This is a genomic window from Streptomyces sp. DSM 116795, from assembly GCF_055792905.1.
In genome coordinates this window covers 6,501,100-6,515,540 of the sequence record NZ_CM147707.1, presented here as the reverse complement: position 1 = coordinate 6,515,540, position 14,441 = coordinate 6,501,100, and the positions used below count along the sequence as shown (strand labels likewise).

Below are 14,441 nucleotides of genomic sequence, written 5' to 3'. Positions count from 1 at the left end.
TGCCCTACCGGTGCGGTACGGCGGAATCACGCGACGTCAGGACTGGTTCTGCTGCTTCTGGCTGGCCGGCTCGGACACGGGCCGCGAGCTGGCGACGTCCCCCGGGGCGGCCTGGATGGTCTTCGGCGCCTGCTGGGAGTCGGCGGAGGTACCGGCAGAGGTACCGGCGTCGCCTTCGTCGGCGCCGTCCTTCTTCATCTGCTTGGCCTCGCTCTTGAGGATGCGGGCAGACTTGCCCAGCGAACGGGCCATGTCCGGAAGCTTCTTGGCGCCGAACAGCAGCAGGATGACCAGGACGATCAGGACGATCTCCAGGGGCTTCAGGTTGCCGATCATGTGCCACTACCTTCTCGCCGGGGCCGGCGTGTGTCCTTGCCTGCCGTATGAATCGGACGGGCTGCGTCAAGCGAGTGCTGACAGCGATCGTAACCCTGGGCCGTGAACGACGGGCAATGCCCGTACCGACCCGAGGTTGCGCTCGGGCATCGCCGCGACGCGGCACTGTGCAGCTTACCGCTCAAAGGTACGGACAAGGCAGGGCGCGTGTGCACCCGCCACATCACGGCCGCCCCCGTCCCCCCACCGCAGCCTCGCCGCCCGGCTCACCGGGTACGTGGCCGTGTCCGTCACGTGCGGCACCGGCCCGCCCGGCCAGCGGTCCGGCGGCGCGCTCCAGGTCCTCGGCGGCGCGGGTGATGCGCTCCGAGCTGTCACCGACGGCCCGTGTGAACCGGCGCACTTCCAGCCCGACCCGGACGGCCAGCACACCGAGTACGGCGATTCCGCAGAAGGCGAGGGCGAGAAAGAACATGGGCCAGAGCATGGTCAGAGCCTAGTGGGCCGATTCCGCGAAGCCCGCCTGCACCCGTGTGCACCCGCGTGCGCCAGTGGGCGGAGGCCCGGGCCTGAGCATCCGTGCGCGGCCCGAGCGTCCATGGACGCCCGCGGGCCGGTGCGCGCTCTCACTCCCCGTACGCTGCAAGCGCCGTGCGCGCCGCCTCCCGTGCGCTGTCCGCGAGTTCGCGGGGTGCGACGATCCTGCCGTCGTGGCCCAGCCGCAGCGCGAGCCGCCGCAGCGAGGCCGGATCGGGAGTACGCAGGGTGACGCGCAGGCCTCCGTCGGGCAGCTCCTCGGCGCTGTCGTACGGGTAGTACTCGGCGACCCAGCGGCCGCCGGGCCCGACCTCGACGACGACTTCCGGATCCTCCGCGGAGGGCTGCACGAGCCCTTCGCTCAGATCCCGCAGCTCCATCGGCGGCGGGTCGGCGGGCTCCTGGAGCAGCCGGATCTCGGCGACCCTGTCCAGCCGGAAGGTGCGGCGTGCTTCCGAGAGCCGGCACCAGGCCTCCAGGTAGGTGTGCCCGACGGCGAACAGACGGATCGGATCCACTTCGCGCTCAGTGAGTTCGTCGCGCGCCGGCGAGTAGTAGCGAAGCCACAGCCTGCGCTGCTCGGCGATGGCTCGGTCCACGTCGGCGAAGACCCCGCCCTCCGACTCGAAGGTCACCGACAGCCGCGAGCTGGCGCCCGCGTTCTCCCCTGCCGCCTCCTCCAGCTTGGCGGTGGCCCGCCGCAGCGCGTCCCGGTCGCTCTCGCGCAGCCCCGGGAGCGTGGCCACGGCGCGGGCTGCGACGAGCAGCGCCGTCGCCTCGTCCGAGGCGAGGCGCAGCGGCTGCGCCGTGTCGCTGCCGAGGGCGTCCGCGTTCCGCCACCAGATGCGCTCGCCGTCGGTGTCGATCTCCAGCAGGTCGCCCCCACGGAAGCTGGTGCCGCACATCGGCAGCACGTCGAGATCGGAGATCAGCTCGTCGGCGGTGATTCCGAAGGCGCGCGCCACGTCGTCGATGCGGGCGCCGGGGCGGTCGCGCAGGTAGGTGACCAGCGACAGCATCCGTCGCGTCTGGTCGATGGCGTTCGGTGCCACGGTCCGTGCTCCCCTTCAGCCCTTGGCGACGGCGCGCAGCCGGTCGACCACTTCGGCCCGCAGTTCGGCCGGCTCCAGCACGATCACGTCCGGCCCGAACTCCACCAGCCATGCGTCCAGTCCGTGCCCGTACGGGATCTCCAACTCCTCCCACCCGTCGGGCAGTTCCCGTACCTCGGTGGCGCGGGCCCGCAACGGGTAGCCGGCGCCCGAGCGCAGCCGGATGCGCGCGGTGCGCGACGCGCTCTCCCCGGCCCAGCGCTCGACGGTCTCCCGTACGGTCACCTGGTCCGGTACCGCCGCGGTGAACGCCGTGGCGCGGGAGCGTACGGGCCCGGTGATGCGGGAGAGGCGGAAGACGCGCTCGGCCTGCCTTTCCCGGTCGTAGCCCGCGAGATACCAGTGGCCCCGCCAGCACTCCAGCGTCCAGGGCTCGACCTGGCGCCGCTCGGGGCGGGCGGCGTTGGACTTGCGGTAGTCGAAGACGACGGGGCGGCGGTCCCGGCAAGCGAGCATCAACGGCTCGAAAGCGGCCTCACGGGCGGGGATGTACGGCTCCAGCGTGCTGTGCGGAACCGCGGGAACGGCGCCGTCCCCCTCGTCGTGCTGCGGCATGCCGCCGGCCGCGTGCAGCTTCTGCAGAGCACCGCTGGCCGCGCCCGCGAGACGTGCCTGCTGCCACACCCGTGCGGCCAGGCCCAGGGCGGTGGCCTCCTCGGCGTCGAGGGCGACGGGCGGGAGCCTGTTGCTGTCGCGCTGGGCGCGGTAGCCGATGTCGCCGTCCAGGCTCTCCACGGTGTCGATGACGAGGCCGAGTTCGCGCAGATCGTCCTTGTCGCGCTCGAACATCCTGTTGAAGGACTCGTCGCTGCCTGCCTCGAGATATGCCTCGATCGAGGTACGCAGCTCTCGCTTCGTCAGCGGGCGCCGGGTCCCGAGCAGGCACAGCGCCAGATTCATCAGCCGCTCGGCCTTGGCAATCGCCATGGGCTCCCTCGTGCTCCCGTACTTCTCGTACTGCTCTGTGCTCTTCTCGGCAATTGACCGTACCGCTCGCCGCGTTCCCCGCAAAAGCAAAGTCCGAGGGTCCCGCCCTCCGGCGGGACCCTCGGATGAACTCGCGGTGCGGCCCGGCTCAGACGGAGACGAGGTCGCAGACGAAGATGAGGGTCTCGTTCGGCTTGATACGACCGCCGCCCGCGCCCTGCTCCCCGTACGCGAGGTGGGCGGGAATGGTCAGCCGGCGGCGTCCGCCGACCTTCATGCCCTGCACACCACGGTCCCAGCCGGGGATGACCTGGCCGGCGCCGAGCTGGAACTGCAGCGGCTTGCCGCGGTTCCAGCTGGCGTCGAACTCCTCGCCGCTGGAGAAGGAGACGCCCACGTAGTGGACGGAGACGTTGTCGCCGGCCTTGGCCTCGGGCCCGTCGCCCTCCCAGAGATCCACGATCTCCAGATCGGCAGGCGGCGCGCCCTCGGGAAAGTCGACCTCGGGCTTGTCGATGCTCACGAAACAGCTCCTAGCAACGAATCATTCGGACAACCGCGCCAGTCTGTCACGCCGGGCGGGGTCAGTTGACGTTCAGCACGTCCACCGAGAACACCACGCCAGAGGAGAACTGCTTGCGCTGCTCCTTCGGGAACTCGTCCTTCGGGACGGAGATCACGACGCGGCTGCCGGCCTTCTTGCCCTTCAGGGCCTCGCCCCAGCCGGGGATCTTGGAGACGGGGATCTCCTGCGGCCCGCCCTGCGCCCAGGTGTCGTCGAGCTGCTTGCCGCCCTTCCACAGCTTGGCCGTGAACTGGGTCAGGACAGTGCTCTTCTCACTGACCTTCTTGCCGTCACCCTCGATGATCGTCTCGTCGACCAGCTTGTCGGGGGCCTCTTCCTTGCCCTTCGGCATGGTGATCTCGGGTGCCTTGTCCGTCTCGACCTTGGTGCTCACCTCGGGCAGCTCCGGGTTCTGCTCGCCCTTCACCGGCTTGCCGTCGATCTTGTTCGGCATGATCTTCTCAAGGTCCACGACGAAGACCAGCGTGGAGTTCTTCGGGATCGTCGGGGGCTGGCCCTGCTTGCCGTACCCCTTCGACGGAGGCACCACCAACTCGACGCGGCTGCCGAGCTTCTTGCCCACCAGGGCTTCGTCCCAGCCCTTGATGACCTTGCCGGTGCCGATCTGGAAGGTGGCCGGCTGGCCCCGCTTCCAGCTGCTGTCGAACTCCTTACCGTTCCACAGCTGGCCGTGGTAGTTCGCGTTGAGCGAGTCGCCCTTCTTGACCTTCTGCCCCTTGCCCTCCTTGAGGACCTTGACCTTCAGGTCCTTCGGGGGCTTGCCCTTGCCCTTGGCCACCTTGGGCTTCTTGTCCGTGGCGCCGGTGACCTGCGGGGGCTGTCCGTTCTTGTCCTCCTCGCTGCCGCAGGAGGCGACTGAGACGATCAGCGCAGGCACGGCAAGGGCCACGACGAGGCGGCGCACGAGGGGGTTCCTGGGGCGGGGGGTCGTTCCCCGGGGGGTCTGCAGCATTGTGTCCAACTCGCGGTCTAGGGATGTCCGGACGGTCGGGGGCAACCCTACGACCCCGTCCGGACATCCCGTCCCCCGTCGACACGTCTCACATCCCGGCGATGAGCTTCTCCACGCGCTCGTCGACTGACCGGAAGGGGTCTTTGCACAGGACAGTGCGCTGCGCCTGGTCGTTGAGCTTGAGATGGACCCAGTCGACGGTGAAATCCCGGCGCTGCTCCTGGGCCCGCCTGATGAAGTCGCCGCGCAGCCGTGCCCGCGTCGTCTGCGGCGGCACAGACTTGCCTTCGAAGATCTTCAGGTCGTTGCAGATACGCGCTGCCTGGCCGTTGCGCTCCAGCAGGTAGTAGAGGCCACGGCGGCGGTGGATGTCGTGGTACGCGAGATCTATCTGCGCGATGCGCGGGTGCGACATCGTGATGTTGTTCTTCGCCCGGTAGCGCTCGATCAGCTGGTACTTCATGACCCAGTCGATCTCTGTGTTGATCTTGTCGAGTTCCTGGGTGCGGATGGCGTCCAGGGCGCGGCCCCACAGCTCCAGTACGCGCTCCACACGGCCGGTGCGGATGCCGCGCCGGTCGCAGAAGTCCAGCGCCTTCTCGTAGTACTCCTGCTGAACCTCCAGTGCGGAGGCCTCGCGGCCGCTGGCCAGGCGCACCTTGCGCTGGCCCGTGATGTCGTGGCTCACCTCGCGGATGGCCCGGATCGGGTTCTCCAGGGTCAGGTCGCGCATCACCGTGCCCGCCTCGATCATGCGCAGCACGAGGTCGGTCGCACCGACCTTGAGCAGCATGGTCGTCTCGGACATGTTGGAGTCGCCCACGATGACGTGGAGGCGGCGGTAGCGCTCGGCGTCCGCGTGCGGTTCGTCGCGGGTGTTGATGATCGGACGGGAGCGCGTGGTCGCGGAGCTGACCCCCTCCCAGATGTGCTCGGCGCGCTGGCTGACGCAGTAGACCGCGCCCCGCGGCGTCTGCAGCACCTTGCCCGCGCCGCAGACGAGCTGCCGTGTGACGAGGAAGGGAATGAGGACGTCCGCCAGCCGCGAGAACTCCCCGTGCCGCGCCACGAGATAGTTCTCGTGGCAGCCGTAGGAGTTGCCCGCGGAGTCGGTGTTGTTCTTGAAGAGAAAGACGTCGCCTGCGATTCCTTCCTCGTGCAGGCGACGTTCGGCATCGACGAGGAGACCCTCGAGGATGCGCTCGCCGGACTTGTCGTGGGTGACCAGCTCGGTCACGTTGTCGCACTCGGGCGTCGCGTATTCGGGGTGGGAGCCAACATCCAGATAGAGGCGGGCACCGTTGCGCAGAAAGACGTTGCTGCTGCGGCCCCATGACACGACACGGCGGAAGAGATACCGCGCCACTTCGTCGGGGGACAGACGGCGCTGGCCCCGGAACGTACACGTGACGCCGTACTCGTTCTCAAGCCCGAAGATTCGGCGGTCCATGACTGAACATTACGCCTGACGGCCTGTTCTGAAACCGGGTTCGGGGGCACCGTTGCGATCATTTTCCGCCTCGGTGACCGGCACTGACGCATGACCAGGACCTGCCGCGGGGGCCGCCACGGAGGTGCCGCGGGAGCCCGCGGAGGGCACCGACAGAGCGCGTCGCGTCAGCATCAGTACGAGGAACGCGGCCAGCCCTCCCCCGCCCACGACGGCGAAGCCCGCGGACGCGCCGCCCCGCTCGATGACGGGACCCACCACGGCCGTACCTGCGGCAGCACCCACCCCGAACGTGGTGACAAGCCATGAGAAGGCCTCGGTGACGGTCCCGGACGGAGCGTGCCGGTCCACGACCAGGAAGGCGCAGGCAAGCGCCGGGGCCAGAAAGATGCCGGAGACTCCGGCCAGGGCCGTCATCGTGGCCACACCGGGTACGAGGGCCAGCGGCAGGTACCCCGCGGCAAGGGCGAGAACAAGCCACACCAGTCGGCGTTCCGGAGCGCCCGGCCAGTGCCGCGCCCCGTAGACGACACCGCCGGCGAGAGCACCGAAGCCCAGCGCCGAGAGCAGGTAGCTGGAGATGAGGGCATCGCCGTGGTCGTCCGCGTAGCCGACGGCCGCGACGGCTACGGCGCCGAGCGCGAGCCCGACGAAGAAGAAGGTGCCGAGCAGCGCCAGCAGCCCCGAAGAGCGCAGGGCGCCCAGCCAGTGCGGCTCGCGCGGAGCTGAACGCCAGGCCCGTGAGGGCGGCGAGACGACGACCGAGAGCGCGCCGAGCACGCCGAGCGCGTTGATGGCGAGAAGCGCGGCCGCCTCGTTCCACAGGGCCACGGACACCGTCACCAGCAGCGGCCCGACGGCGAACATCACTTCCTGCGCGACGGCGTCGAGCGCGTACGCCCTGTGCACCTTGCCGGGGCCGCTCAGCACGCTGGGCCACAGGGCCCGCAGTCCGCCCTCCAGCGGCGGCGTGCACACTCCGGCGACGAGTACGCCCGCGGCTGCCGGCCAGACCGGGTCGGTGCCCGCTGCCGTCAGCAACACCATGCCCAGCGCCGAGAGCACCGCCGCGGGAAGCATCACGCGCGGCTGTCCGTGGATGTCGACCAGGCGCCCCAGCAGCGGCTGGCCCACGGCGGTGGCGAGTCCGTAGACCGCGGAGAGGACGCCGGCGAGCGTGTAACTGCCGCCTTCGGCACGGATGAAGAGCACGATCACGAGCGGTCCCGTGGCGTTGGGCAGCCTGCCCGTCAGAGTGCCCGCGAGCAGCCGCATCGCGTGCCGGGCGCGCAGCAGCTCGGCATAGCCCGTCGCCATGACTTTCGGCTCCTTCCGGCGCTCACGGGGTCACGCTGTCACGTTGTACGTATAACTGCCGCCGTTATACGTACCATGTCGCTGACGCACGGTCCACCCCGGGCACCCCATGGCCACGGGCAGGCGAAGGAGCGGTACGGATGGCGAGCACCCGGCGGCCCGGCACCGCGGACCAGCCGCGCACCGGTGCCTCCCCGGAACGCCCGCGCCCCACCAGCCGGGACGTCGCCCGCCACGCGAGCGTCTCGCAGGCGACGGTCTCCCTCGTGCTGGGCGGCAAGTGGCAGGGCCGCGTCTCTCCCCGCACCGCCGAGACCGTACGGGCCTCCGCGCAGGCTCTCGGCTACCGGCCCAACCTGGCCGCACGCAGCCTGCGTCTGGGCCGGACCCGGACGGCTCTGCTCGTCGTGCCCGCCCTCACCCACGACTACTTCGCGCGGGTACACGCCGGTGCCTCACGAGTCGCCGCGGAGCACGACTTCGGCGTGGTGCTCTATCCGTCGCCCGAAGGCACCGGGCCCGCCGTCGATCCCTTCGGCTCAGCGCGTGCGGCGCTGGACGGCGTGATCGCATCCTCGATGGCCCCCGAGGCGCTGGCGGCACTGCGCGAGGGCGGGTTGCCGCTGGTGATGCTGGACACCGACCCCGCGGGCGACCGGGCTGCCGCCACCGTCAATCTCGACATCGCCGACGGCATGCACCAGGCGGCCGGACATGTCCTCGGTCTCGGTCACCGCCGCCTCGCGCATCTGGCCGCAGACGTGGACACGTGGACCTTCGGCGTACGGGCCGGGGCGCTGGCGGACGCCGTCGCCGGTACGGCGGGAGCGGTCGTACGGACGGAACCCAGCGATCTCAGCGTCGAGGCCGCCCTGCACGCCGCCACCCGGGCTCTCTCCGCCGACCCGCGGCCCACGGCGGTGATCTGTGACGACGACCTGCTGGCCGCGGGAGCGTGCAAGGCGGCGCGGCGGCTGGGCCTGCGCGTGCCGGAGGACGTCTCCGTGACGGGCTTCGACGATCTGAGCCTGGCGACCGCGCTGGAGCCGGAGTTGACGACGGTGAGGCTGCCCGCCGAGGAGGTCGGTGCGGCCGGTATGCGCGCGCTGCTGGACGTGCTGGCGGGGAGGGCGGCCAGTACCCCCGTCCTCGCCGTGCAGCTCGTACAGCGCGGTTCCACGGCTGAGCCCTCCGCAGGCAGCTGAGGCCGGCGGGCGCAGCCGGAGGCCGTCACAGGCCGGGGCGTGCGGCTCCGAGGTGAGGCCTGCTGGCCCGCCGGCTCTGGCCCTGGCCGCGACGCCGCGTGCCCCGCAGGACGTCGGTCCTGCGGGGCACGCGCGCTGAACGGAACGGCGGGAAGGCTGCGCTACTCCTCGGAGCTGTCGCTGGAAGCTTCCTCGTCGCCGTCGGACGACGAGGAGGAGGCCGAACCCCCCTGGCTCTCGTCCTCCCCCAGCAGACGCCGCAGCTGGCTGCCCAGGACCCGCTTGAACTTCCGCTGCTGGACGCGGCTGCGGTCGAGCAGCGCAACCTCCAACTGGTCGGCGGTCACGTCGCGTTCGCCGCCGTTGTTGTCGCGCGCCAGGGACTCCTTGCCGAGCTTGACGGCCTCCGCCAGCGTCATGTCGTCACGGTGGCGCTGCTCGAGATAGCTGTTGATCTGGTCGGAGTTGCCGCCGACTGCGAGCGAGCCGTGTTCGTCCACGATCGAGCCGTCGTGCGGAAGCCGGTAGATCTGGTCGTCCTCGGGGGCGGGGCCGACCTCGGCGACGATCAGCTCCACCTCGTACGGCTTCTCGGCCGCGCTGGAGAAGATCGTCCCCAGCGTCTGGGCATAGACGTTCGCCAGGCCACGGGCCGTCACATCGGCGCGGTCGTAGGTGAATCCGCGCAGATCCGCGTAGCGGACACCGCCGATGCGCAGATTCTCGAACTCGTTGTACTTGCCCACCGCTGCGAACGCGATGCGGTCGTAGATCTCGCTGATCTTGTGGAGCGACCGCGAGGGGTTCTCGGCGACGAACACGATGCCGTCGGTGTACTGCAGCACGACAACACTGCGACCCCGCGCGATGCCCTTGCGGGCGTACTCGGCGCGGTCCGCCATGGCCTGCTGGGGTGAGACGTAGAACGGCGTCGACACCGGTTATCCGTCCCTTCCTTCTCCTGTCAGAGGGCGCTGAAGGCCCCGTGGCCTTCTTCAGGTGAGCGGGGCCTGCGGCCCGTTGGGCTGCTGGAGCCTGCCCTCGTGCATCGTGCGTACGAGCCCGGAGACGTCCTCCTCGGAGAGCCTCCGGCAGCCCTCGTCGGAGATGACCGTGAGCGTGGGATAGATCTTGCGCGCCATGTCGGGCCCGCCTGTGGCCGAGTCGTCGTCCGCGGCGTCGTAGAGCGCCTGCAGGGTCACCGTGCAGGCCTGCTCCTCCGTCAGGTCGTCCCGGTGCAGCTTCTTCAGGGAGCCGCGCGCGAACACCGAGCCGGAACCGACGGCGGTGAAGCCCACTTCCTCGGAACGGCCGCCCGTCACGTCGTAGGAGAAGATGCGGCCCTGCTCACGGTCCACGTCGTAGCCCGCGAAGACCGGGACGACCGCGAGGCCCTGGAGAGCCATGCCGAGATTGCTGCGGATCATGGTGGAGAGCCGGTTCGCCTTGCCCTCCAGCGAGAGCGTCGAGCCCTCCACCTTCTCGAAGTGCTCCAGCTCCAGCTGGAAGAGCTTCACCATCTCCACCGCGAGCCCTGCCGTGCCGGCGATGCCCACGGCCGAGTACTCGTCAGCCGGGAAGACCTTCTCGATGTCCCGCTGCGCGATGACGTTGCCCATCGTCGCGCGGCGGTCGCCCGCGAGCACCACACCGCCCCGGTACGTCGCGGCGACGATGGTCGTGCCGTGCGGAGCCTGCACGGCGCCCTCGACAGCGGGCAGCGGCCGACTGCCGGGCAGCACCTCTGGGGCGTGCTCGGACAGGAAGTCCATGAACGAGGACGAGCCGGGTGTCAGGAAGGCAGCCGGCAGACGCCCTGTGTCACGAGTGTTGGCTTCCACACGTTTCCTTCCACAGATCGGAAGTCGGTTCAGAGGGGATCTTGGAATACTGCACGGACCATACCCGCAGGCCCGGAAGTCACCCGTCCTGCGCCCCCGGGACCGGGGACGCAGGACGGGTGATCACGCGATTACTCTCCGCCCTTCTGAACGAAGGACCGTACGAAGTCCTCGGCGTTCTCCTCAAGGACGTCGTCGATCTCGTCCAGGACGGAGTCCACATCCTCCGAGAGTGCTTCCTGGCGCTCCTTGAGGTCCTCGGAGACCTGGGTCTCCTCAGTCTGCTCCTCGGTTTCCTCGGTCTGGCGGGTGGCCTTCTGCTGCCCGCCGCCGGTGTCCTTGGTCGCCATATCCTCACCCCGCTCGGTTCGGTGTACGCGTGACGTACAAGATCAGACCCTACAAGCAGGGACTGACATCGGCCCTTCACTTCTCCAACGTCGGAGTACCACCCCGGTGATTCCCGCATGCGGCACCGAATAGCCGTCCTTCAGCCTCCGGAAAGCACCCTCACCAGCTCCTCCGCCGTACGGCAGCGGTCCAGGAGCTCCTTGACGTGGTCACGGGTGCCGCGCAGCGGCTCCAGCGTCGGGACCCGTTGCAGAGAGTCACGACCGGGCAGATCGAAGATGACGGAGTCCCAGGAGGCGGCGGCCACGTCGTCCGCGTACTGCTCCAGGCAGCGCCCGCGGAAATAGGCGCGTGTGTCCTCCGGCGGCTTGCCCACGGCCCGCTTGATGTCCTCCTCCTGTAGCAGCCGCTGGATGTTGCCGCGGTTCGCGAGGCGGTTGTAGAGCCCCTTGTCGGGCCTTACGTCCGCGTACTGCAGGTCCACCAGGTGCAGGCGTGCCGCGTCCCAGCCGAGCCGGTCACGGCGGCGGTAGCCCTCCATCAGCTCGCGCTTGGCGACCCAGTCCAGCTCCCCGGAGAGGCTCATCGGATCCTGCTCCAGTCTCGTCAGGACGTCTTCCCAGCGGGTGAGGACATCCTGGGTCTGCTCGTCCGCGTCCGCGCCCCAGCGCTCCTCGACGTACTTGCGCGCGAGCTCGCAGTACTCCATCTGAAGCTGGACGCCCGTGAGCGTACGGCCGCTGCGCAGCGTGATCAGCTTGCCCAGCGTCGGGTCGTGCGAGACGTGGTGGAGCGTACGGACGGGCTGATCGACGGCGAGATCGACGGCGATGAAGTTGTCCTCGACCATCGACAGGACGAGTGCCGTGGTGCCGAGTTTGAGATAGGTGGAGATCTCGGAGAGGTTCGCGTCGCCGATGATCACGTGCAGGCGGCGGTACTTCTCCGCGTCGGCGTGCGGCTCGTCGCGGGTGTTGATGATCGGCCGTTTCAGCGTCGTCTCCAGGCCGACCTCGACCTCGAAGTAGTCCGCACGCTGGCTGAGCTGGAATCCGTGCTCGCTGCCGTCCTGGCCGAGGCCGACGCGGCCGGCGCCGCACATCACCTGGCGCGAGACGAAGAAGGGCGTCAGATGGCGCACGATGTCCGAGAACGGCGTCTCCCGCTTCATCAGGTAGTTCTCGTGCGTGCCGTAGGAGGCGCCTTTGTTGTCGGTGTTGTTCTTGTAGAGGTGGATCGCCTGCGTCCCGGGGACCTCGGCGGCCCGCTCGGCAGCCTCCGCCATGATCCGCTCCCCCGCCTTGTCCCACAGGACGGCGTCGAGGGGGTTGGTCACCTCTGGTGCGCTGTACTCGGGGTGGGCGTGGTCGACGTAGAGACGGGCGCCGTTGGTGAGGATGACATTGGCCAGGCCGATGTCCTCGTCCGTGAGCTGGCTGGCGTCGGCGGACTCCCGTGCCAGGTCGAAGCCGCGGGCGTCCCGCAACGGGTTCTCTTCCTCGAAGTCCCAGCGGGCACGGCGTGCCCGGTGCATCGCCGCGGCGTAGGCGTTGACGATCTGGGATGAGGTGAGCATGGCATTGGCGTTGGGATGGCCGGGTACGGAGATCCCGTACTCCGTCTCGATACCCATTACTCGCCGTACGGTCATGCGGCCCTCCTTGCCCGGCAGCGGCCCGCCTGTGGGCCGCCGCTCAAGTCCCGCTGCGCATCCGCCCCGTCTGCGGTCCTTCCCTCAGCACTTTGCGTAGCGGCACTACGGACGAGCCTAGAACGCACGGGCTGAAGTCGGGAGATCACTCAGCGGACTTCCTCGGACTGCTCAAAAAGGATCCGGCCACGGACGCCCTCCCCTGCCTTCGGCGGGGGTCCACCAGGGGCGTCCGCAGCCGGATCGCTGTCTGCTTACAGGTACTGACCGGTGTTGGCCACGGTGTCGATCGAGCGGCCGGTGTCCGCACCCTGCTTTCCGGTGACCAGCGTGCGGATGTATACGATCCGCTCGCCCTTCTTGCCGGAGATGCGGGCCCAGTCGTCGGGGTTGGTCGTGTTCGGGAGGTCCTCGTTCTCCTTGAACTCGTCGACGCAGGCGGCGAGCAGATGGGAGACGCGGAGACCCTTCTGGTTCTGGTCGAGGTAGGCCTTGATCGCCATCTTCTTCGCCCGGCCGACGATGTTCTCGATCATGGCGCCGGAGTTGAAGTCCTTGAAGTAGAGCACTTCCTTGTCACCGTTGGCGTAGGTGACCTCCAGGAAGCGGTTCTCCTCGGACTCCGCGTACATCTGCTCCACTACGGACTGGATCATGGCGTCCACCGCGGCGTTGGAGTTGCCGCCGTGCTCGGAGACGTCGTCCGCGTGCAGCGGCAGGTTCGCGGTGAGGTACTTCGAGAAGATGTCCTTGGCGGCCTCGGCGTCCGGACGCTCGATCTTGATCTTCACGTCGAGACGGCCTGGACGCAGGATCGCCGGGTCGATCATGTCCTCGCGGTTCGAGGCGCCGATGACGATGACGTTCTCCAGGCCCTCCACACCGTCGATCTCGGAGAGCAGCTGCGGGACGATCGTGTTCTCCACGTCCGAGCTGACGCCCGAGCCTCGGGTGCGGAAGAGGGAGTCCATCTCGTCGAAGAAGACGATGACGGGCGTGCCCTCGCTGGCCTTCTCTCTGGCGCGCTGGAAGACGAGGCGGATGTGCCGCTCGGTCTCACCCACGTACTTGTTGAGGAGCTCGGGGCCCTTGATGTTGAGGAAGTAGCTCTTGCCCTGGGGCTTTCCTGTGACCTCCGCCACCTTCTTGGCCAGCGAGTTGGCGACGGCCTTGGCGATCAGCGTCTTGCCGCAGCCGGGCGGGCCATAGAGCAGAACGCCCTTCGGCGGGCGCAGTTCGTGCTCCTTGAAGAGATCCGGGTGCAGATACGGCAGTTCGACCGCGTCGCGGATCTGCTCGATCTGGCCGCGCAGACCGCCGATCTTGGCGTAGTCGATGTCGGGGACCTCTTCGAGGACGAGTTCCTCGACCTCGCTCTTGGGCACGACTTCGAAGACGTAACCGGAGCGCGGCTCCAGGAGCAGAGCGTCGCCGGCGCGGAGCGTCGTCTCCAGCAGGGGCTCGGCGAGACGCACCACCCGCTCCTCGTCGGTGTGCCCGACGACCAGGGCGCGCTCGCCGTCCTCCAGGACCTCCTTGAGCATGACGATGTCGCCCGCGGTCTCGAACTCCATCGCCTCGACCACGTTGAGAGCTTCGTTGAGCATCAGCTCCTGGCCGCGCCGGAGCTCCTCGAGTTCGACGCTGGGGCTGACGTTCACGCGGAGCTTGCGCCCGCCGGTGAAGATGTCGGCTGTGCCGTCCTCGTTCGCCGTCAGGAAAACTCCGAAGCCGGCCGGCGGCTGCGCGAGTCGGTCGACCTCTTCCTTGAGGGCAACGATCTGGTCACGCGCCTCACGGAGAGTGTTGGAGAGCCGCTCGTTCTGTGCTGAGACGCCGGCCAGATTGGTCTGCAGCTCGACGATCCGCTCCTCAAGAATCCGAGTGTGCCGCGGAGAGTCGGCGAGCTTGCGGCGCAGGACGGCGATCTCCTGCTCCAGATACGCCACCTGGCCGGACGGGTCTTCGGAACCCCGACCGGGCCGGATGCCGCGGTTGATGTCGTCGTCGTGGGCTGCCACGGTCCTCACCTCCTCCAGGGGGAGCTGGACGCTTCCTGACCCTACCTGGGCGGGTACAGGTTGAAACCCTAGATCACAAAGACGGTCGCGGTGTGTCTGATCTTCACCCTTGCGCGCTCCCTCACGCCAGGGGAATACCCACCCATGACCATCCG

The 14,441-nt window shown here is 68.9% G+C and carries 14 protein-coding genes; 1 reads left to right on the top strand and 13 read right to left on the bottom strand.

The annotated features are described in order from the left end of the window. Nucleotides 1-36: 36 nt before the first annotated feature. From tatA to ACSMXX_RS28175, 8 genes are all read right to left on the bottom strand, one after another. Nucleotides 37-336 (bottom strand): Sec-independent protein translocase subunit TatA, encoded by a 300-nt coding sequence (tatA, locus tag ACSMXX_RS28210; protein WP_473181480.1) that lies wholly within the window; start codon nucleotides 334-336, stop codon nucleotides 37-39. Between the two features lie 223 nt (nucleotides 337-559). Then, a complete protein-coding gene (locus tag ACSMXX_RS28205; RefSeq protein WP_473181479.1) occupies nucleotides 560-823 on the bottom strand; it encodes a hypothetical protein in 264 nt (87 codons plus the stop codon). A gap of 139 nt (nucleotides 824-962) precedes the next feature. Beyond that, the gene (locus ACSMXX_RS28200) at nucleotides 963-1,925 is read right to left on the bottom strand and encodes a helix-turn-helix transcriptional regulator (protein ID WP_070012465.1); all 963 of its coding nucleotides are present in this window, start codon (nucleotides 1,923-1,925) and stop codon (nucleotides 963-965) included. Between the two features lie 15 nt (nucleotides 1,926-1,940). After that, nucleotides 1,941-2,912 carry a helix-turn-helix transcriptional regulator gene (locus ACSMXX_RS28195; protein WP_473181478.1) on the bottom strand — a complete coding sequence of 324 codons (972 nt, stop codon included), beginning with the start codon at nucleotides 2,910-2,912 and terminating at the stop codon, nucleotides 1,941-1,943. 148 nt (nucleotides 2,913-3,060) lie between these two features. Further along, a complete protein-coding gene (locus ACSMXX_RS28190; protein WP_055488325.1) occupies nucleotides 3,061-3,435 on the bottom strand; it encodes an FKBP-type peptidyl-prolyl cis-trans isomerase in 375 nt (124 codons plus the stop codon). Between the two features lie 61 nt (nucleotides 3,436-3,496). Next, complete coding sequence (locus ACSMXX_RS28185) at nucleotides 3,497-4,402, bottom strand: FKBP-type peptidyl-prolyl cis-trans isomerase (RefSeq protein ID WP_473181477.1); 906 nt, start codon at nucleotides 4,400-4,402, stop codon at nucleotides 3,497-3,499. Between the two features lie 136 nt (nucleotides 4,403-4,538). Then, on the bottom strand, nucleotides 4,539-5,900 hold the full coding sequence (gene pafA / locus ACSMXX_RS28180; RefSeq protein ID WP_070012462.1) for a Pup--protein ligase: 1,362 nt from the start codon (nucleotides 5,898-5,900) through the stop codon (nucleotides 4,539-4,541). A gap of 9 nt (nucleotides 5,901-5,909) precedes the next feature. Continuing rightward, a complete protein-coding gene (locus ACSMXX_RS28175) occupies nucleotides 5,910-7,217 on the bottom strand; it encodes an MFS transporter (RefSeq protein WP_473181476.1) in 1,308 nt (435 codons plus the stop codon). A gap of 140 nt (nucleotides 7,218-7,357) precedes the next feature. Between ACSMXX_RS28175 and ACSMXX_RS28170 the strand changes: the two genes are divergently transcribed. Then, the gene (locus ACSMXX_RS28170; protein WP_473181475.1) at nucleotides 7,358-8,422 is read left to right on the top strand and encodes a LacI family DNA-binding transcriptional regulator; all 1,065 of its coding nucleotides are present in this window, start codon (nucleotides 7,358-7,360) and stop codon (nucleotides 8,420-8,422) included. 161 nt (nucleotides 8,423-8,583) lie between these two features. On the opposite strand, the gene prcA is transcribed toward ACSMXX_RS28170, so the two are convergent. The 5 genes from prcA to arc all read right to left on the bottom strand — a co-directional run bounded on the left by prcA (nucleotide 8,584) and on the right by arc (nucleotide 14,286). Next, on the bottom strand, nucleotides 8,584-9,360 hold the full coding sequence (prcA, locus tag ACSMXX_RS28165) for a proteasome subunit alpha (protein WP_473181474.1): 777 nt from the start codon (nucleotides 9,358-9,360) through the stop codon (nucleotides 8,584-8,586). Between the two features lie 57 nt (nucleotides 9,361-9,417). Beyond that, nucleotides 9,418-10,263 (bottom strand): proteasome subunit beta, encoded by an 846-nt coding sequence (prcB, locus tag ACSMXX_RS28160; protein ID WP_473181473.1) that lies wholly within the window; start codon nucleotides 10,261-10,263, stop codon nucleotides 9,418-9,420. Nucleotides 10,264-10,394: 131 nt separating this feature from the next. Next, on the bottom strand, nucleotides 10,395-10,613 hold the full coding sequence (locus tag ACSMXX_RS28155) for a ubiquitin-like protein Pup (protein WP_473181472.1): 219 nt from the start codon (nucleotides 10,611-10,613) through the stop codon (nucleotides 10,395-10,397). 140 nt (nucleotides 10,614-10,753) lie between these two features. Further along, nucleotides 10,754-12,265 carry a depupylase/deamidase Dop gene (gene dop / locus ACSMXX_RS28150; protein ID WP_473181471.1) on the bottom strand — a complete coding sequence of 504 codons (1,512 nt, stop codon included), beginning with the start codon at nucleotides 12,263-12,265 and terminating at the stop codon, nucleotides 10,754-10,756. A 254-nt stretch (nucleotides 12,266-12,519) separates the two neighbouring features. Next, a complete protein-coding gene (arc, locus tag ACSMXX_RS28145) occupies nucleotides 12,520-14,286 on the bottom strand; it encodes a proteasome ATPase (RefSeq protein ID WP_473181470.1) in 1,767 nt (588 codons plus the stop codon). Nucleotides 14,287-14,441: the final 155 nt, after the last annotated feature.

Bases quoted from the DNA above. Each gene is read 5' to 3' on its own strand.
- dop (WP_473181471.1), bottom strand. From the start codon at position 12,265: ATGACCGTACGGCGAGTAATGGGTATCGAGACGGAGTACGGGATCTCC.
- ACSMXX_RS28155 (WP_473181472.1), bottom strand. From the start codon at position 10,613: ATGGCGACCAAGGACACCGGCGGCGGGCAGCAGAAGGCCACCCGCCAG.
- ACSMXX_RS28205 (WP_473181479.1), bottom strand. From the start codon at position 823: ATGCTCTGGCCCATGTTCTTTCTCGCCCTCGCCTTCTGCGGAATCGCC.
- ACSMXX_RS28175 (WP_473181476.1), bottom strand. From the start codon at position 7,217: ATGGCGACGGGCTATGCCGAGCTGCTGCGCGCCCGGCACGCGATGCGG.
- tatA (WP_473181480.1), bottom strand. From the start codon at position 336: ATGATCGGCAACCTGAAGCCCCTGGAGATCGTCCTGATCGTCCTGGTC.
- pafA (WP_070012462.1), bottom strand. From the start codon at position 5,900: ATGGACCGCCGAATCTTCGGGCTTGAGAACGAGTACGGCGTCACGTGT.
- ACSMXX_RS28195 (WP_473181478.1), bottom strand. From the start codon at position 2,912: ATGGCGATTGCCAAGGCCGAGCGGCTGATGAATCTGGCGCTGTGCCTG.
- ACSMXX_RS28170 (WP_473181475.1), top strand. From the start codon at position 7,358: ATGGCGAGCACCCGGCGGCCCGGCACCGCGGACCAGCCGCGCACCGGT.